Source organism: Leifsonia sp. Leaf336 (assembly GCF_001423695.1).
In the GTDB taxonomy this organism is placed as follows: domain Bacteria; phylum Actinomycetota; class Actinomycetes; order Actinomycetales; family Microbacteriaceae; genus Leifsonia.
In genome coordinates, this window is record NZ_LMOZ01000001.1 from 571,241 (window position 1) to 588,574 (window position 17,334).

17 protein-coding genes and 1 pseudogene are annotated in these 17,334 nt (G+C 65.1%); 16 read left to right on the forward strand and 2 right to left on the reverse strand.

Annotation, left to right across the window (positions count from 1 at the left end; translation table 11 throughout):
* The first annotated feature begins 67 nt into the window (after positions 1–67).
* A complete protein-coding gene (locus ASF88_RS02695; RefSeq protein WP_235493350.1) occupies positions 68–1,969 on the forward strand; it encodes a glycohydrolase toxin TNT-related protein in 1,902 nt (633 codons plus the stop codon).
* Positions 1,966–2,268 (forward strand): hypothetical protein, encoded by a 303-nt coding sequence (locus ASF88_RS02700; protein WP_055913872.1) that lies wholly within the window; start codon positions 1,966–1,968, stop codon positions 2,266–2,268. Before ASF88_RS02695 ends, ASF88_RS02700 begins: the two co-directional genes overlap by 4 nt.
* Positions 2,269–2,728: 460 nt before the next feature.
* On the opposite strand, the gene ASF88_RS20250 is transcribed toward ASF88_RS02700, so the two are convergent.
* Positions 2,729–2,941 (reverse strand): hypothetical protein, encoded by a 213-nt coding sequence (locus ASF88_RS20250; RefSeq protein WP_157498175.1) that lies wholly within the window; start codon positions 2,939–2,941, stop codon positions 2,729–2,731.
* 78 nt (positions 2,942–3,019) lie between these two features.
* Between ASF88_RS20250 and ASF88_RS02710 the strand changes: the two genes are divergently transcribed.
* From ASF88_RS02710 to ASF88_RS02720, 3 genes and pseudogenes are all read left to right on the forward strand, one after another.
* The gene (locus ASF88_RS02710) at positions 3,020–3,256 is read left to right on the forward strand and encodes a hypothetical protein (RefSeq protein WP_055913878.1); all 237 of its coding nucleotides are present in this window, start codon (positions 3,020–3,022) and stop codon (positions 3,254–3,256) included.
* 107 nt (positions 3,257–3,363) lie between these two features.
* Positions 3,364–3,984: pseudogene (locus ASF88_RS21135) on the forward strand (hypothetical protein); the annotation flags it as partial.
* A gap of 89 nt (positions 3,985–4,073) precedes the next feature.
* Positions 4,074–4,301, forward strand: a complete 228-nt coding sequence (locus tag ASF88_RS02720; RefSeq protein WP_055913885.1) for a hypothetical protein — start codon at positions 4,074–4,076, stop codon at positions 4,299–4,301.
* A 26-nt stretch (positions 4,302–4,327) separates the two neighbouring features.
* Here the strand turns inward: ASF88_RS02720 and ASF88_RS02725 are convergent, their stop codons facing one another.
* Positions 4,328–4,678 carry a hypothetical protein gene (locus ASF88_RS02725; RefSeq protein ID WP_055913887.1) on the reverse strand — a complete coding sequence of 117 codons (351 nt, stop codon included), beginning with the start codon at positions 4,676–4,678 and terminating at the stop codon, positions 4,328–4,330.
* A gap of 236 nt (positions 4,679–4,914) precedes the next feature.
* On the opposite strand from ASF88_RS02725, the gene ASF88_RS02730 reads away from it, so the two are divergent.
* From ASF88_RS02730 to pilO, 11 genes are all read left to right on the forward strand, one after another.
* Positions 4,915–6,579, forward strand: a complete 1,665-nt coding sequence (locus tag ASF88_RS02730; protein WP_055913889.1) for a GspE/PulE family protein — start codon at positions 4,915–4,917, stop codon at positions 6,577–6,579.
* Between the two features lie 8 nt (positions 6,580–6,587).
* Positions 6,588–8,201, forward strand: a complete 1,614-nt coding sequence (locus tag ASF88_RS02735; RefSeq protein ID WP_327063229.1) for a type IV pilus twitching motility protein PilT — start codon at positions 6,588–6,590, stop codon at positions 8,199–8,201.
* Positions 8,202–9,428 carry a type II secretion system F family protein gene (locus ASF88_RS02740; RefSeq protein WP_055913891.1) on the forward strand — a complete coding sequence of 409 codons (1,227 nt, stop codon included), beginning with the start codon at positions 8,202–8,204 and terminating at the stop codon, positions 9,426–9,428.
* Between the two features lie 152 nt (positions 9,429–9,580).
* Positions 9,581–10,066 (forward strand): type II secretion system protein, encoded by a 486-nt coding sequence (locus ASF88_RS21080; RefSeq protein ID WP_055913894.1) that lies wholly within the window; start codon positions 9,581–9,583, stop codon positions 10,064–10,066.
* Between the two features lie 90 nt (positions 10,067–10,156).
* Entirely contained in the window at positions 10,157–11,518 is a 1,362-nt protein-coding gene (locus ASF88_RS02750) for a type IV pilus modification PilV family protein (RefSeq protein WP_055913897.1), read from the forward strand.
* The gene (locus tag ASF88_RS02755) at positions 11,515–12,192 is read left to right on the forward strand and encodes a PulJ/GspJ family protein (protein ID WP_055913900.1); all 678 of its coding nucleotides are present in this window, start codon (positions 11,515–11,517) and stop codon (positions 12,190–12,192) included. Before ASF88_RS02750 ends, ASF88_RS02755 begins: the two co-directional genes overlap by 4 nt.
* A 59-nt stretch (positions 12,193–12,251) precedes the next feature.
* The gene (locus ASF88_RS02760; protein WP_235493255.1) at positions 12,252–13,949 is read left to right on the forward strand and encodes a hypothetical protein; all 1,698 of its coding nucleotides are present in this window, start codon (positions 12,252–12,254) and stop codon (positions 13,947–13,949) included.
* Between the two features lie 11 nt (positions 13,950–13,960).
* Entirely contained in the window at positions 13,961–14,794 is an 834-nt protein-coding gene (locus ASF88_RS02765) for a prepilin peptidase (protein WP_055913903.1), read from the forward strand.
* 16 nt (positions 14,795–14,810) lie between these two features.
* Positions 14,811–15,860 (forward strand): type IV pilus assembly protein PilM, encoded by a 1,050-nt coding sequence (gene pilM, locus ASF88_RS02770; protein ID WP_055913905.1) that lies wholly within the window; start codon positions 14,811–14,813, stop codon positions 15,858–15,860.
* Entirely contained in the window at positions 15,857–16,594 is a 738-nt protein-coding gene (locus tag ASF88_RS02775; protein ID WP_055913907.1) for a hypothetical protein, read from the forward strand. The genes pilM and ASF88_RS02775 overlap by 4 nt, the downstream gene beginning before the upstream one ends.
* A gap of 2 nt (positions 16,595–16,596) precedes the next feature.
* Positions 16,597–17,313, forward strand: coding sequence for a type 4a pilus biogenesis protein PilO (gene pilO, locus ASF88_RS02780; protein ID WP_055913910.1), 717 nt, complete (start codon positions 16,597–16,599; stop codon positions 17,311–17,313).
* Positions 17,314–17,334 lie beyond the last annotated feature (21 nt).

Below are 17,334 nucleotides of genomic sequence, written 5' to 3' on the forward strand. Positions count from 1 at the left end.
CCCTGATGTAACCTGTAAAATTGATATTTGATGTTGTTTCGAGGTGGCAGTGGGGAATGTGAAGCAGATGGGTGTGGTGGAGTTTTCGGCGGATGCCTGGCAGGCGTCCTCGCCCGGGTTGCAGAGCGGGCTTGCCAAGAGGATGGAAGCGGTCCACGAGTTGGCGCAGGGGTTGCAGGTCCTCGCGGCGTCGGAAAAGGTCAGAGGCCTGGGCGCGGACGGGATGCGTGCTTACATTCGGGAGGTGCATGGTCCGATCCTGCGCTCGTTGCTGATCGGGCTCTCCACGTTCCAGACCGCGGTCGGGGTGTATTGGAACGGGTACGCGCAGGTCGACACGGGCGGGAACTTCTGGCTTGTGCGGGACGAGTTGCAAGCGCATCTGACTCAGTTGGGGGCGGGGATGGGCACCCTGCAAGATGTCGCTGCGGAGTTGCGGACGATCGCTGGGGACGCTTCCCACCTGGTCTCGCTGGGTGGGGCCGGGGCCGTCCAGGCGGAGCGGACGGTCGAGGACTTGGGCCGGATGCACGCGATCGTGAAGGGCCAATTGGGGACCTGGGAAGCGTATGAGGCCTCCGATCACGGGTTCGCCCAGGTGCAGGGCCTGATCGCCGAGTTGCGTCGGGTGGTCAACAACGTCGGCTCGCTCACCGTGGGCCGGGGCCGGTCGTACATGCCGGGCAGCTTCGCCCTGTCCGCGCAGGGGCTCGGCGCGTTGACGGCGGGGATGGTGGAGTATTGCCAGGCCCACCAGGACGCCGCCACGAAGGGGTGGACGAAGGCGTTCGAGGGGTTCCAGGAGGACCTGGAGGCGGCGGAGAAGGCGCGGCGGGAGCAGGCCGGGTGGGACCTGCTCTGGGACGGGCTGCAGGTCCTGACCGGCGCGGTGGTCACCGTCATCGGCCTCGGGTTGACCCCCTTCACTGCAGGATCCTCGCTGTTTCTGACCGGGCTGGGTGCGGCGATGGTGGTCGGCGGGATCAACAACGGCATCAACCATTACTCCATCGCCACCACCGGGCGGGAGTTCAACCTCGCCGGAATGGCGGCCACCTGGATCGACACGAATGTTGCCAAACCGGTCGCGGCTGTGTCGCCGTTCACCGGCGGCCTCATCTCCGGTGCCGGTCACGCTCTCACCGGCCTTGCACAACTCAGCGTGAAAGACACCGCTGTTGGGGTGTCGGCGCTGATCACGGATCAGGCCGCCCGCGACGCGTTGTGGAACCAGCTGATCGAGACCGGCGCCAAGGTGATCTCCGGTGACTGGTACAGGGGCGGACAGATCGTCGGTGAGCTCGCCGGCCTGATCATCCCCGGCGCCGTGGTCGCCAAAGCCGCACGCGCCGCAGGCCTAGCCGGCAAAGCAGGCGAACTCGCCAACGGTCTGGCCCAACCCGGCAAATACCTCCCCGGCGTGAAACCGCTGGGCGCCCCCGGTACCGTCTCCCGAAAGGCCGATGAGGTCCAGGCGCTGAAGAGTGAGCTGATGGACGCAACCCGTGCGAAGAACTTTCCCGGCTACGATCCCACCGGAGGACTTGGCTGGGACGGCTTCCTGGAGAAGTACCTGAAGGGGTTCGACGGCGAAGGACGGCCCCGATGGAACTGGCCCGATGCTCCACCTCATACGGACGGCTTTGTTAATGGGGTCTCAAAACCGGCGGATCTTGTTCCGGGCGACGTCCTCGAACGAATCACGTTCCGCGACAACGATGGCAACCTAGTTGATGGGGACTTTGCTGCCCCTCCGGAAACGTCGTTCGAGAAGTTGTCGCTGCCGCCTGATCGTCTTGGGGACAACGCGACAACGGTGCGTTACGAGATCGTGAAGCCTGTGCCAGATAATGTCCGGATGGGCGACATCGCGCCGGGTTTCGAACAGCCGGGTCTGGGCACGCAGTACCACTTCCCGGACGGTGTCCAGGAGCTTATCGATCAAGGGTATGTGAGGGAGGTTCCGTGAATCACGAGCAGTACATCCGAAGAATGGCAGAGCTGGGCTATGCGCGGGAAGGGGCGGAGGAGCTGATCAAGCTCCCGAAGGACCGAGCCAGCTGGGCCTTACGAACCTTCAATTTCGTCCCCGCGGGTGATGGCCTCTATGAAATCTGGCTCTCCGGCGACAGGGACGACTTCTTCCGTGTATCCGGAGCGGATGGTGAGAAGTTCATCGGAACCCTGAGCGAGGCGTATGAATGGGTTGTGGAGGACAGGCGAAAGCGGCAGGAAGAGCGACTCGCGCGGCGCCCCCAGCCTGAATGAGCCCTTGTTTTTGACATGTTCGTTGGCCAAAGCTGAGTCGGCCTGAATGATCTTGAGGGCCAAGCCTGGGCAAGGGTGATCAAGCGAACCACGAGCGATACGTTCAGGAAATGTCACACATCGGGTAGTCGCGAGAGGTAGCTGAACGGCTCATAAGACTCTCGCATGATGCATCCGATTTGGCTTTGCGAACCTCGAATATCGTGCGTAGAGAGACGGCGTTTCGAACAGCCAGGTGTCGGCGCGCGTTACCACGTCCCGAAGGCTCAAAAGCTGCTCAAGCAAAGGTAATGAGGTAGATTCCGTGAATCACGAGCAATACATCCAAAGGACCGTAGGGCTGGGCTACTCGCGGGAAGGGGCGGAGGACCTGATCTGGCTCCCGAGGGATTCGTCTGACCTGGTATTGCGGAGCTTCAACTTCGTGCCAGTAGGCGAAGGCCTCTATGAAATCTGGCTCTCAGATGAAAGGGACTACTTCTTTCGAATTGGAATGGCCGGCAAGAAGTTCCTTGGAACGTTGAGTGATGCGTATGACTACGTTTTCGAAGACAGGCGAAAGCGGCAGGAAGACCGTATCGCGCGGCGCCCCCAGCCTCATTGAGCGCTCGCTTTTGACTTGTTCGTCACAGATCGACTCTCGCATGATCCAGGTCTCGGCTCGCAGCACCACGTCCCGGAGGGTTCAGAAGCTGGTCAAGCAAGGGTATTTGCGGGAGGTTCCGTGAATCACGAGCGGTACATCCGAAGAATGGCAGAGCTGGGTTATGCGCGGGAAGGGGCGGAGGAGCTGATCAAGCTCCCGAAGGACCGTGCCAGCTGGGCCTTACGAACTTTCAACTTCGTGCCCGCGGGTGATGGCCTCTATGAAATCTGGCTCTCCGGCGACAGAGACGATTTCTTCCGTGTATCCGGAGCGGATGGTGAGAAGTTCCTCGGCACCCTGAGCGAGGCTTATGAATGGGGCGTGGAGGACAGGAGTTCGTAGTATTCGAGACCGTTCGCGGTACAACGAGATCAACCGCGCTGCGCTGACCGAGGGCAAGAAGACGGCGTCCGCCCGTCAGGAGGTCATGGGTATCACCAAGGCCTCGAGACCGTTCGCGGTACAACGAGATCAACCGCGCTGCGCTGACCGAGGGCAAGAAGACGGCGTCCGCCCGTCAGGAGGTCATGGGTATCACCAAGGCCTCGCTGGCGACCGAGTCGTGGCTGTCGGCCGCGTCCTTCCAGGAGACCACCCGCGTCCTGACGCAGGCGGCCATGGAGGGCAAGTCCGACCCGCTGATCGGTCTCAAGGAGAACGTCATCATCGGTAARCTCATCCCGGCCGGCACGGGTCTGTCCCGCTACCGGAACGTCTCGGTGGAGGCGACGGAGGAGGCCAAGGCGGAGCGGTACCCCAACCGCATCTTCGCCGACGACTCCGCGTTCAGCGAGAACGACCTGAGCTTCGTCGACTTCGACAGCTTCAGCTCGGACGACTACACGCTGATCGGTCTCAAGGAGAACGTCATCATCGGTAAGCTCATCCCGGCCGGCACGGGTCTGTCCCGCTACCGGAACGTCTCGGTGGAGGCGACGGAGGAGGCCAAGGCGGAGCGGTACCCCAACCGCATCTTCGCCGACGACTCCGCGTTCAGCGAGAACGACCTGAGCTTCGTCGACTTCGACAGCTTCAGCTCGGACGACTACACCCCGGGCACCTACAACTGATCCCGTAGGTAGTCCGTACCACGAAGGCCCCCGGCTCACGCCGGGGGCCTTCGTCGTCGGTGCCCGCGTGAATACGCGAGAATGGAAGCGTGTGGAGGCTTCTGGAGTACACGGACACGGTCGGCCGCTCGATGCTGGGCTTCGCCGCCGTCGCACTCGTGGTCGCCGTGGTCAGCTTCGTCGTGGGCATCGTCCAGGCGGCCACCGGTAACGCTGCCGGCACCCTCCCGTTCTGGCTGACGACCATGGGCTGCGCCGTGCTCGGCGGCATCCTCGTCTACCTCGCCAGCCGCCGCGGCGACCTCCGCCGGCGCTGACCTGATCGCGCTGTCGCGACGATCGGTCAGTGCGAGAAGACCACGATCGTGGCCGCACCGACCGCCAGGAGTCCGACCGCCCCAGCAATCGCCGGGCGTTTCCATCCGGGTGTCCACGGGGGCAGCGCGAGTGCGAGGAACGTGAGCAGCAGGATGCCGAAGAGGAGCGGGACGGCCGCGAGGAGACTCATTCTCGATTCCGCGGGACTGGTCGGGTAGAGGCAGGAGTTCAAGCCGCACCACGCGAAATCGGCCAATCCGGTCAGGCAGACGTCGAGGACGAGAGCGAACGGCACGGAGGCCAGTAGCCAGTAGGCGTACCGAGCGCGACGGGGAGGGGCGTCGTTCGGTGTCGCGTCATTCGGCGCTGCGTCCACGAGTCTCTCCTTCCCCGAGCCGCGTCTCTCGGTCAATCTATCGGGCGGCGGGCAGCACATTCGGCGCTCCGCAGCGCTGGCCCCCGCGCGCGGGGCACCCGCAAGCGGGTCTGTTCCGGGTGAGCGCGGGGCGGTTACGGTGACAAGGCTTCGCCCCGCCCGGAGTCTCGCCCGGGCGACGGCGGCGCCCTGTCGTATACCCGAAGCGGCAGGACTTCTATCCGAGGAGGTCCCCCGTGGCGTCCATGACCGAGATCCTCATCCTGCACGGCCATCTCCCGATCGAGTACCTGGACCGTGTCGAGACCGAGCCGAGTGCCGACGAGGCCGTCGTCCGTGAGCTGCTGAGCCGCGGGGCGATCACCGCCGGGCAGCTCGCGCGCGCCCGCGCGACGCAGTCCGGCCTCCCCTTCGTCGAGCTCGCCGACTACCCGGTCGACCGCACGGCGGTCGCCCTGATCCCCGGCGTGATCTGCCGCCGGCACACCGTGCTGCCCATCGGGATCGTCGACGGATCTGTCGTGCTGGCCATGGCCGACCCGGGCAATGTCTTCGCGCTCGACGACGTGCGTGCCGCCGCACGCATGGGCGTGTCCCCGGTCGTCGCCGACGAGGCCGACCTCCTGACCGCGATCGATCGCCACATCCGCGCCGACGATGAGCTCAGCGACCTCACCACGACGCTGGAGGAGGAATCCGCTCCCGTCGAGGATCAGAGCGCTCTGACCGACGGCGACGACGAGGCCCCGATCGTACGGTTCGTGAACCTGCTCGTGAGCCAGGCCATCCAGGACCACGCCTCCGACATCCACATCGAGCCTGCCGAGCATGACGTGCGCGTGCGGTATCGCATCGACGGCGTGCTGCACGCGATGCAGAGCGCGCCGAAGGCGATCCAGAACGGCGTGATCTCGCGCCTCAAGATCATGAGCGACATCGACATCGCCGAGCGCCGCAAGCCGCAGGACGGCCGCATGTCGGTCGTGCACGGCGGCCGTCAGATCGACCTCCGCGTGGCGACGCTGCCGACCGTGTGGGGCGAGAAGGTCGTCATGCGAATCCTGGACAACTCGAACACCGGGATGACGCTCACCGACCTCAACCTGCTCGAGCGCAACTTCGAGACCTACCGGGCGTCGTACTCCAAGCCGTACGGGATGATCCTGGTCACCGGCCCGACCGGCTCGGGCAAGTCGACGACGCTCTACACGACCCTCAATGCCGTGGCCCGCCCCGAGATCAACGTGATCACCGTGGAGGACCCGGTCGAGTACCGGATGGCGGGGATCAACCAGGTGCAGGTCAACCCCAAGGCGGGCCTGACATTCGCGAGCGCGCTGCGCAGCATCCTCCGCAGCGACCCGGATGTCGTGCTGCTGGGCGAGATCCGCGACCATGAGACCGCGCAGATCGCCATCGAGGCGTCGCTCACCGGCCACCTGGTGCTCTCGACCCTGCACACCAACGACGCGCCGAGCGCTGTGACCCGTCTGACCGAGATGGACATCGAGCCGTTCCTGGTGGGCTCGGCGCTCGACTGCGTGGTCGCCCAGCGCCTCGCCCGCCGGCTCTGCGAGCGGTGCAAGCAGCCTGGGGCGTACACGCACGACGACCTGATCCGGTTGCGGTTCCCGGTGTCAGCCGAGCAACCGCTGCCTGACCTCTACGTCCCGGTGGGATGCCCCTCCTGCTCCAACACCGGTTACCGGGGCCGGATCGCGGTGCATGAGGTGATGGCGGTGACCGAGGACATCGAGCGGCTGGCCGTCGAGCGCGCCTCGAGCGCCGAGATCGGACGCACCGCCCGGGAGCAGGGCATGTTGACTCTGCGCGAGGACGGCTGGGAGAAGGTCAAGCGCGGCATGACGTCCGTGGAAGAGATCCTGAGAGTGGTTGCCTAGGAGGGCCGATGACAACGAACGACGAGAGCTGGGGCGGGTTCCCGCCGCCGACGGCGAAGCCGATCTACGAGATCCCCGTCACGCCTCCGGGCGCAACGGCGGAAGGCTGGAATCCCGGAGCCGGCGTGCCGGTCGAGCCGCCGACATGGCCAGCGCCGCGATCTTTCGCGGAGCAGCCTCCGGCGCCCACCGCGGCGTATCCCGTCATTCAGGGCGGGGTGGAGCACCTCGCGCCCGCTGCTCCGCCACCGGCAGGCTCTTCCCCATCGTCAGTGGTGTGGTCGTTGGAAACGGCCGCCAACGCCCCGATCGACCCGGCGCACCCCACGGAGGCTCCACGTCTCGTTCCGGCAGGACGACGGGCCGCCGAGTACACCGAGGTCGTCGAACCCGCGACGGCGGTCGCCGCCACTCACGACCACCCCGCCGACGACCTCACCCTACTGACGCCCGACGAGCGGTCGGCTCTGGAGGGTGCGGACCCCGAGCTCGTCGCCGCGCTTCGCGAGGTCGTCTATCGCGGTGCTTCCGACCTCCACGTCACCGCCGGCGCGTCGCCGATGGTCCGCATCGACGGATCGCTAACGCCGGCCGGAGCTAGCGATCCCTGGAACCACGACCGGACGAGAACGGCATTGATGAGCCTCCTGACGTCACGTCAGCAGGAGATCTTCTCCCGCGAGCTGGAGCTCGACTTCGCGTTCACGATCTCTGCGAACTCGCGATTCCGCGTCAATCTCTATCAGCAACGCGGTTCGATCGGAGCTGCCTTCCGCCTCATCCCGACGGAGATCAAGCAACTGCGAGAGCTCGGTGTGCCCGAGCAGATCGCGAAGTTCGCCCAGCTTCCGCGCGGACTGGTACTCGTGACGGGACCGACCGGATCCGGCAAGTCGACGACTCTCGCGGCTCTCATCGATCTGGTGAACACCACGCGAGCGGACCATATCGTCACAGTCGAAGACCCGATCGAGTTCATGCACAAGCACAAGCGCGCGATCGTGAACCAGCGCGAAGTGGGCCACGATACCCACAGCTTCAACAACGCGCTCAAGCACGTTCTCCGTCAGGACCCCGACGTGATCCTGATCGGTGAGCTCCGCGACCTGGAGACGATCTCCGTCGCGCTGACCGCTGCGGAGACCGGTCACCTGGTGTTCGCAACCCTGCACACGCAGGACGCGCCTCAGACGATCGACCGTGTCATCGACGTATTCCCGCCGCATCAGCAGGACCAAGTGCGCGCCCAGCTCGCGGCCACACTTCAGGGGGTCGTCTGCCAGACGCTAGTCAAACGCGCATCCGGGCGTGGGCGCGCGGTCGCGACGGAGATACTCATGATCACCCCGGCGATCGCGAACCTGATCCGTGAGGGCAAGACCTATCAGATCTCGTCCATGATGCAGGCGGGCCGCGAGTCGGGGATGCACACTATGGACCAGCACCTCGCAGACCTGGTCAATGCGGGAACGGTGACGCGTACCGCCGCTCTCGAGAAGGCTCACGACACCGAGGGCATCGGGCGACTCATCCAGCGCGTGGACGGGGCGGCTGCCCAGGGTGCCGCGATCTCGACCAGCGGGCCGGACTATGGCGACACCTACTCAGGCACGGTGAGGTAATTGGCTGGAGCAACAACCTTCGCTTACAAGGGCCGCGACGTCGACGGCAAGATCGTCAAGGGGAAGCTCGACGCGCAGGGACAGTCGGCGGCAGTGGCTCGGCTGCGCACGCTCGGGGTCTCACCGATCTCCGTCTCGGAGGCACCGGAAGGCACCGGCCTCAATCGCGACATCAACATCGGGTTCGGCACCGGCGTAAAGCTGAAGGATCTGGCGATCCTCAGCCGGCAGATGGCCACGATGATCGCCGCGGGTCTCTCGTTGCTGAAGACGCTGAACATCCTCGCCGAGCAGACGGAGAACAAGAAGCTCGCGGCGATGATGGAGGGCGTCCGTGACGACGTCGAGACCGGTGTCTCCGTCTCGGATGCGCTTCGGAAGCACGACAGGGTCTTCCCTCCCCTGATGATCAACATGGTGCGTGCTGGCGAGACCGGTGGCTTTCTCGACGACGCCCTGGAGTCGGTCGCGGAGAACTTCGAGAAGGAGGTCAAACTCCGTTCGACGATCAAGTCAGCGATGACCTACCCCGTCATCGTCCTGGCCATGTCTCTGCTCGCGGTAATGGCGATGCTGCTCTTCATCGTCCCGGTGTTCGAGAACATGTTCAAAGGCCTCGGGGCACCGCTGCCGGTGCCGACCGAGATCCTCGTCATCCTCTCGCATGCGATGGTCTGGATCGCTCCGATCCTCATCGTCGGCCTGATCGTCTTCGCGATCTGGTGGTCGCGCAATCGGCACACGGTCGAGGTCCGGAGGCGCGTGGATCCGCTCAAGCTCAAGGTCCCCGTCTTCGGGCCGCTCTTGAAGAAGATCGCTGTCGCGCGCTTCAGCCGCAACCTCTCGAACATGATCGGTGCCGGCGTGCCGATCCTGCAGGCTCTCAGGATCGTGGGCGAAACGAGCGGCAACTGGGTGATCGAGCGGGCTCTTGTCGAGGTCTCCGAGTCGGTCCGCCAGGGCGAGTCGATTGCGAAGCCTCTGTTGCAGCAGCCTGTGTTCCCGGCCATGGTCACGCAGATGATCGCCGTGGGGGAGGACTCCGGCTCGCTGGAGACCATGCTGAATAAGATCGCCGACTTCTACGAGCAAGAAGTGGAGGCTGCGACGGAGCAGCTGACCGCGATGATCGAACCCATTCTCATCGGGTTCCTCGGCGTCGTGATCGGCGGCATGGTCATCGCTCTGTACATGCCGATCTTCCAGATCGGTTCGCTCATCAAGTGACTCGTTCGGGGGTTCTGTCCCCCCGGACTGGGGTATCTAAGGTGCGATATTCCCCCCTTTCGTGGGATTATCCTCCGAATTTTCTTCGAAATAGCATCAAGCGACGAACGGACCGATTGGCCGCTCGAATTCCCGACCGAAGGACAACTGCAATGTACTTCCGACTCATGGGCAAGCTGAACGCCCGTCGTAAGGGCCTCCTGGAGGAGGGCGAGAAGGGCTTCACCCTGATCGAGCTCCTCGTCGTGGTCATCATCATCGGCATCCTCGCCGCCATCGCCATCCCGATCTACATCGGCATCCAGAACAACGCCAAGGACACGGCGGTCAAGACCGACCTGTCGAACGTGAAGACCGCCCTGGTCGCCGCGTACACCAACAACCCGTCGGCGACCTTCCCGACCTCGTTGGACCCGACGACGGTGATCGGCACCAGCGGTCCGACCCTGAGCTCGCTCGGAGCGACCGCGAGTGGAAACTACACCGGGACCGGCGGGCAGGCCCCCAAGGCCTTCGCCAGCTCGACTTTCACCAACTTCTGCGTTGACGCGATCAGCGCCGACACGAAGAACCCGTTCCACGTCGACTCGAAGAACGGCGTCTCCTCCGGAGCCTGCACGGCGCTCCCGGGTAACTGATCCGTCCGGCCAGTGGGGCGCCATTCTCGCGGCGCCCCACCGGCCGTCCCTCGTCTCCAGCAGTCTCGCCTCAACCCGAAGGAGGTGACCATGTCCATTAGCCGGATCCTCCGCCGCCTCGACGGCGACGACGGTCTGACGCTGATCGAGGTCATGATCGCCATCTTCGTCTTCGGCATCATCGCCACCCTGGTCGCCTTCTCGATGACCAGCTCTCTGGTCCGCGTCCGCGAGTCCCGTGCCCGCGAGATCGCCACCAACCTCGCCGCGCAGGAGATCGACTACGACCGCTCGGTGAGCAATGTGTTCACCATCGACAGCGACGCGTGGACCCAGGTCGTCAACGGAACGACCTTTCACATCAGCCGCAAAGCTGACTGGGTGCCGACGAACAACAGCACCGTCGCTTGCGGCGCCGGCGGTGGCACGCTTCAGTACAAGAAGCTGAACATCTCCGTCAGCTGGGATGGTCAGGTAGCCGGGACGAGTCCCGTCACCGCCAACAGCATCATCGCGCCGAACAGCCGCATCAACGATCCGATGCTGGGCACGATCATCATCTCCGTCACCTCCTCGACCGGTGCCGGAACCGAGGGAGTGACGGCGACGGTCTCGCCGTCATCGACCAACCCCAATGGTGCGGTCGCACTCGCGGCGCAGCCCGCGGCGACGGATTCCAACGGCTGCACATATGCGCTGAAGGTGACGCCCGGCAACTACGATGTGAAGCTCTCCACGCCGAACTACGTGGACATCAAGCAGAACCCGAACCCTGTCGTCTCGACACTTCCTGTCTCGGGCGGCGGCGTCGGCAAGGCGCCGTTCACCTACGACAACGGCGCTCTGTATTCGCTGCAGTACACCTCCGGGGTGCCTCCCACGAACCTGCCCGTCACCTTCGTGAGCGTGGTCGGAGGTGTGTATACCCAGACCCTCGGCACCACCGCGAGCATTCGGCTATTCCCGTTCGCTGACGGCTATTCCGCGTTCGCGGGTGCCTACGTCGCACCGGTCGGTTCGAATCCGACCTGCCTCACCGTCGATCCCGCCGCCTGGACGACGCCCGCCTCCGGCGATGGCGCGACAGGCAAGGCGGTCGGTGCCGCGCCGGCGGCTGGCCCCGGCGGGTCCGGTCCGATGCCGGTGGCCTCCGGCGTGGTGAAGGTCAGCGGTCTCACTGTGGGCCGGTATGTCACCGCCGTGTCCCAGTCGCCGGTGAGCGGCTCCGGAGATCCCGGATGTGCGATCAGCACGCCGAACCTAACGTTCGGGCCGGTCACCGCGACGACCATGACTTACGTCCTCCCCTTCGGCGCCTGGAAGCTCTATACGGGAACGAGTTCGGGCAGCACGACGACCTCCATCCCCACGACTTCAATGACTCCGGTGACGCGAGCGATCGTCACAGCGCCCTCGACCATCACGCTCGACCCGAGAACGGTCGGCCCGTGAGCACGTCGACGGAACGCACACAGCCTCGGGATGCCGGCATCACGCTCGCCGAGGTACTCGTGGCGATGATGATCTTCGGGATCATGCTCACAATCGTCGGTGCCGTCTTCGTGTCGACGAATCGCAACTTCGCCATCTCCCGTTCGTTGGACACCAATACCAAGTCCGCTTCCAACGGGATGAACGAGGTGTCGCGTGTCCTGCGCGCCGCCACCGAGAACCCGGTCAGGGGACAGGCACTGAACGATCCCGCGTTTCAATCGATCGGTCCCGAGACGCTCACCGTCTACGCCTACGTCAATCTGAGCTCGTCGGCCGAGCAGCCCATCCAGGTCCGGTTCTCCGTGGATGCCAGCAGGAACCTCGTGGAGGAGGTCTGGCCGGGGACGGCTCAGACCGGCGGATACTGGACGTTCCCCAATCCCACCTCGGTCGCTGCGACCACCAAGCGCATCCTTGCCAGCAGCATCATCCCCTCGTCGGGAAGCGTCGCTCCGCTGTTCAGCTATCTCGGGGTGACGAACACCCCCCTATCGAACCCAGCGACGAACCCGAGGAGCATCGCCGCCGTCCAGGTGTCGATCACGGCAGGTACGACCACGGCCGGCGACATGTCGAACGTGACCATCCAGAACACGGTCGGTCTTCCCAATCTCCCTCTAGCGAGGTCGTGATGATGATCTCCAAGCTCGTGCCGCGACGCCCGGGATCCGAAGATGGCTTGGCGCTCCCCATGGTGCTGATCATCGGCATGGTCCTCCTGCTGCTCGTCTCGGTGATGGCTGCGTCGACTCTCAGCGGCACGGTGAAGTCGGCAGGCGACTCCAACTGGAACGCCGCGATGTCTGCCGCTTACGCCGGCATCGAGGACTACCAGGCCAAGCTCGCCAACGACAACACCTATCAGCAGTACGGCAACTCGACGGCGCCGTTCAGTGCAGGGAGCACCTTCACCGGCACGAACGGCAACCCGGCTTTCGGGGTCGGCCCTCTCGGTTCTTGGGCCACCGTTCCCGGTAGCGCCGGAGCAGCGATGTACCGCTATGAGGTGGACAACTCGAAATACTCCCAGATCGGAACTCTGCGATTGCGTTCCACGGGCATGGTCGGTACGACGACCCGGTCCATCGTCGCGGACCTGAAACAATCCGGCTTCATCGACTTCCTCTATTTCACCGATTACGAGATTCAGGACCCGGCGACCTCGTCCACCTTGTGCACGCCGGCGTACGCCTGGGCGGTGAGCAGTCGACCCAACTGCACCACCATCCAGTTCGCCTCGAATGACGTGATCAACGGGCCGGTGCACTCGAACGACACACTGCAGATCTGCGGCACCACGTTCAACGGGATCGTCACCACGGGTTACAACCCGTCGTCGGGCATCGACTACGTCATCCCGAACGGATGCGCCGCGGGTACCTTCGCCATCTCGGGCTACCCGCGTTACGGGCCGGTCGTACCGATGCCGGCCACCAACACGCAGATGAAGCAGGAGACGCGCACCGACCTGCCGGCGACGGTTGCCCGCCCGGGCTGCCTCTACACCGGTCCGACGACGATCACCTTCAATTCGGACGGGACGATGACCGTCCGCAGTCCGTGGACGCGCGCGACGAACGTCACCGGGGATCCGCCCTCCGGCGTCGGCGTGAATCCCACGACCACCTGCGGCACTCCCGGCTATGCCTCGACCGGCAAGCTGGGAAGCCCGGCGGGACAGACCATCCCGGTTCCGGCGAACAACCTGATCTTCGTGCAGACCGTTCCGACCTCGTCGACCGACCCGAACTACTACGCCTCCGGCACCTTCCCGACCAGCTTCACGTGCTCGAACGCGTCGGGCAGCTCGGGAACGAGCAACGGGCTGGGATACCCGATGGCGAACGAGAAGGCTCCGTCGTCGAGCACCTCTGCCCCGTCGTACGGCTGCCGAAATGGTGACGTCTTCGTGCAGGGAACCTTCCACGGTGCCGCGACGATCGCGGCCGACAACTACGTCTACGTCGTCGGGAACCTCAAGTGGGTGGACAATCAGGCGGACATGCTCGGGCTCGTGGGTCAGAACGCCGTCTGGGTTTACAACCCGGTGAACTCGAGCGGCTCGCTGCTCGACTCGTCGCAGAGCGGACTCGAGATCGACGCGGCGATCCTCTCAGTCGCGCACACCTTCCAGGTTCAGAACTACACGGCTGGCAAGAAGGGGACGCTCACTGTGAATGGGGCGATCGCCCAAAAGTTCCGAGGCCCGGTCGCCCAGTCCAGCGGCGGAACCGTGTCGACCGGCTACGTCAAGAACTACCAGTACGACTCCCGGCTCGCCTATGAGGCGCCTCCTAAGTTCCTCTCGCCGGTCTCGACGACCTACGGAACCACGGCCGTCGTCGAAGTGAAGACCGCGTTCAACGCGGACGGGTCGGTGATCCCGTGATCGATCAAACCATGACAGTCCTTATGGGCATCGTCGTCGGATTCGCCGGCGTGCTGGGCCTTCTCATCGGCTCGTTCCTCAACGTCGTCGCTTATCGTGTGCCCGAGGGGCGATCGGTTGTATCGCCGGCGAGCGCCTGCCCGTCCTGCGGATCAGCGATCCGACCCTGGGATAACATTCCCGTGTTCTCCTGGCTGATCCTGCGTGGTCGGTGCCGCGACTGCTCCACTCCGATCTCCGTCCGCTATCCGCTCGTGGAGGCGGCGACAGGTCTGGCCTTCGCCGCCGTGTGCTGGTGGGCGATCACCGTCGCCGGAGGCATCGCGGAAGCTCCCCCGTTGCCCACGGTCTTCGGGGCGTTCGCCTTCCTGCTGTTCGCGGGTGTGAGCATCGTCCTCGCACTCATCGATGCCGATACGCACCGTCTGCCCGACGTGATCGTCCTCCCGACCCTTGGCGTCGGTGCCGTGTTGCTGTTGGCGGCAGCCGTAACCGGCGGAGGGTGGGGCGACGCCCTTCGTGCCGTCGTAGGCAGCGGCGTGCTGTTCACGTGCTACCTGCTTCTCGCGCTCGCCTACCGCGGCGGAATGGGTTTCGGAGACGTCAAGCTCGCCGCGGTCATCGGGATGTACCTCGGCTGGTCGGGGTGGTCCGAGCTGATCGTGGGATCGTTCGCCGCGTTCGTGTTGGGCGGCCTCTATGCCGTAGTCCTCCTGGGCCTCCGGCGCACAAGCCGCGGGAAGGGCATCCCATTCGGCCCGTGGATGCTCGCCGGGTGCTGGGTCGGCGTGTTCTGGGGCGAGCCTCTCGCCCGCTTCTACCTCTCAATCGTGGGATTGAATTAGGAAAACGAGGAACCACATGACAACCAGAATCGTCGGCGTGGACATCGGCACGACCTCGCTGCGCGCCGTAGAACTCGAGAATCCGGATAAGGCGAAGCCGACGTTCGTCAGCTACGCGACCGTTCCGCTTCCGACTGGAGCCGTCGAACGAGGGGAAGTGATCGAGCCGAACACGGTCGCCCATTGCTTGAAGCAGCTGTGGAGCGCCGGAAAGTTCCGCAGCCGTACCGCGGTACTTGGGATGGGCAACCAACGCGTGCTCGTGCGCGACCTCACGGTTCCGTCCGGGCCCCGCGAGCGGATCCGTGAGTCGCTTCCGTTCCACGTTCAGGATCTTCTGCCGCTTCCGGTGAGTGACGCGCTCCTCGACTTCTATCCCGTCGCCGAGTCGCAGACAGACACCGGTCCCGTGCTCACCGGGCTCTTGGTAGCCGCCGTGAAAGACGCTGTTCTTGCCAATGTCCGTGCAACCGAGCTGGCGGGTCTTCAAGCGTCCGACGTGGACCTCATCCCGTTCGCACTTGCGCGGGCACTGGCTGCTCGTACGCAAGTCGGCGGCACCTATGCGCTCGTGGACATCGGCGCCGCGACCACCAATGTGGTGATCGTGAAGGACGGTGTACCGCAATTCGTCCGCATCATTCCGGCGGGAGGCGCCGACGCGACGAAGGCACTCCAATCGGCGCTGGAAGTGGACCTCGAGACCGCGGAACGCCAGAAGCGGGAGTTCGGACTCGTGCGGCGGGCGGAGACCCTCGATGAGAAGCGAGTCGCGGATGTGCTCCTGCAGGTCACCGGCGAGTTGCTGACGAGTCTCCGGAACACCGTCAACTACTTCATCAACACCCGGCCGGAGGAACGGATCGCAGGAATCGTCCTCACCGGCGGCGGATCGCAGCTCGCGGGTCTTCATGAGGCGCTCGCAGAGATGTCACGCATTCCCGTCCACGCGGGCGACCCGTTCCGCGCCGTCGGTTTGTCCAGGAAGGTCTCGACGGACGCGTTGCGCGCCGATCGGCCGTCGCTCAGCGTAGCGCTCGGCCTGGCCTTGAGGAGGGCAGCATGACTCTCGCCATCAAGAACTCGGCGGTGTCTGAGGAGGAAACGGCCGCGGGGCGACGGAAGGCGTCGCAGCGGTCCCGGGGGCCGCAGCAAGCGATCGGGTTCCGCATCCCGGAGCCGGTTGTCGATCTGATGCCTCCGCAGATCAGGGCCGAGCGCAAGGCGCGCAGCACTCGGCGTGTGCTGATCTATTCGGTGCTGGGCGTGGTCGTCCTGGTGATCCTGGGCGCCGGCGGCGCCGCGGCACTTTCCGTCGCAGCACAGTCGTCCGTGGCCGAAGGCCAAGCCGAGTCCCAGTCGTTGCTACAACAGCAGCAGTCGTTCCTCTCGACGCGCGTAGCGCAGCAGCAGGTCGAGGTCGCGAAGGCGGCGCAGCAGGTAGCGGGTTCGACAGAGATCGACTGGGCGAAATACTACGGGCTCCTCGAAGCGACAGTACCGGCCGGCGTGACACTGACCGCGCTCCAGACCGATTCGGCATCACCGATCGCCATCTACCAGCAGGCCGACGCTCCTCTTCAAGGGGCGCGCGTCGCCACTGTCAAGATGACGGCCGACGCCGGCTCCTTGGACGCGATGCCGGCCTGGCTCACTGCGCTGGGAAGTGTCCCCGGAGTGGTCGATGCCATCACCGATGACGCGTCGCGCGACGCGACGACCGGGGCCTACACCGTCAACGTGACCGTGCACCTCAACGAGAAGGCGTACGACCACCGTCTCACCGGAAAGGGGGAGTAACCGTGGACAAGAATCGCTTGTGGATCATCGGCGCCGTCGCGCTGTCAGCCCTGGTGCTGGTGGGGGGCTGGTTCGTCGCCATCGCCCCGCAGCTCGGGGCCGCTGGGCAGGCGGCGGTCCAGCGCGCTCAGATCGATGCTCAGAACGCCACTTACAACTCGCAGCTCCAGGCGTTGAAGGATGCGCACGCGAAGCTGCCGGAGACGCAGGCGCAGCTCGCGGAACTGGCCAAGGCCATTCCGGCGGATGCGGGGCTCCCCGCGTTCTACTCCGAGCTCAACCAGCTCGCCGCATCCGCGGGCGTGACGATCACCAAAGTGACCCCGTCGGACGCCGTCCCTTACACGGCCCCCGTGCCGCCTGCGGCGCCGGCGGCGGCTGCCTCCGCGTCCGGGTCGTCGACCGCGACGCCCACTCCGGCTCCTGCAGCGACTCCGACGCCCGCGCCGAGTGCGAGCAGCGTTCCAGGGATGCCGCCCGTCCAGAACCCGGCTATCACGGCCGACAACCTCTCGCTCATCCCGATCGTCATCACCGCGTCCGGTTCTCAAGCCCAGCTCCAGGCTTTCGTCGGCGCCATCCAGTCGGGAGACCGTCTGTTCCTGGTCACCGGATCGAACGTAGCGTCCTCGACGACCGGGCCGGGCTGGGACGGGCGCGTCTCGGGGTACCTGTTCTCTCTGAAGCCCACGACGGCCGCCCCCGCTTCGAAGCACTAGGGCCGCATCCCGGCCCGCCCT

Coding starts and splice junctions, on each gene's coding strand:
- ASF88_RS02750 (WP_055913897.1), top strand. CDS start 10,157: ATGTCCATTAGCCGGATCCTCCGCCGCCTCGACGGCGACGACGGTCTG.
- ASF88_RS02760 (WP_235493255.1), top strand. CDS start 12,252: ATGGTGCTGATCATCGGCATGGTCCTCCTGCTGCTCGTCTCGGTGATG.
- ASF88_RS21080 (WP_055913894.1), top strand. CDS start 9,581: ATGTACTTCCGACTCATGGGCAAGCTGAACGCCCGTCGTAAGGGCCTC.
- ASF88_RS02735 (WP_327063229.1), top strand. CDS start 6,588: ATGACAACGAACGACGAGAGCTGGGGCGGGTTCCCGCCGCCGACGGCG.
- pilM (WP_055913905.1), top strand. CDS start 14,811: ATGACAACCAGAATCGTCGGCGTGGACATCGGCACGACCTCGCTGCGC.
- ASF88_RS02710 (WP_055913878.1), top strand. CDS start 3,020: ATGGCAGAGCTGGGTTATGCGCGGGAAGGGGCGGAGGAGCTGATCAAG.
- ASF88_RS02695 (WP_235493350.1), top strand. CDS start 68: ATGGGTGTGGTGGAGTTTTCGGCGGATGCCTGGCAGGCGTCCTCGCCC.
- ASF88_RS02775 (WP_055913907.1), top strand. CDS start 15,857: ATGACTCTCGCCATCAAGAACTCGGCGGTGTCTGAGGAGGAAACGGCC.
- ASF88_RS02765 (WP_055913903.1), top strand. CDS start 13,961: ATGACAGTCCTTATGGGCATCGTCGTCGGATTCGCCGGCGTGCTGGGC.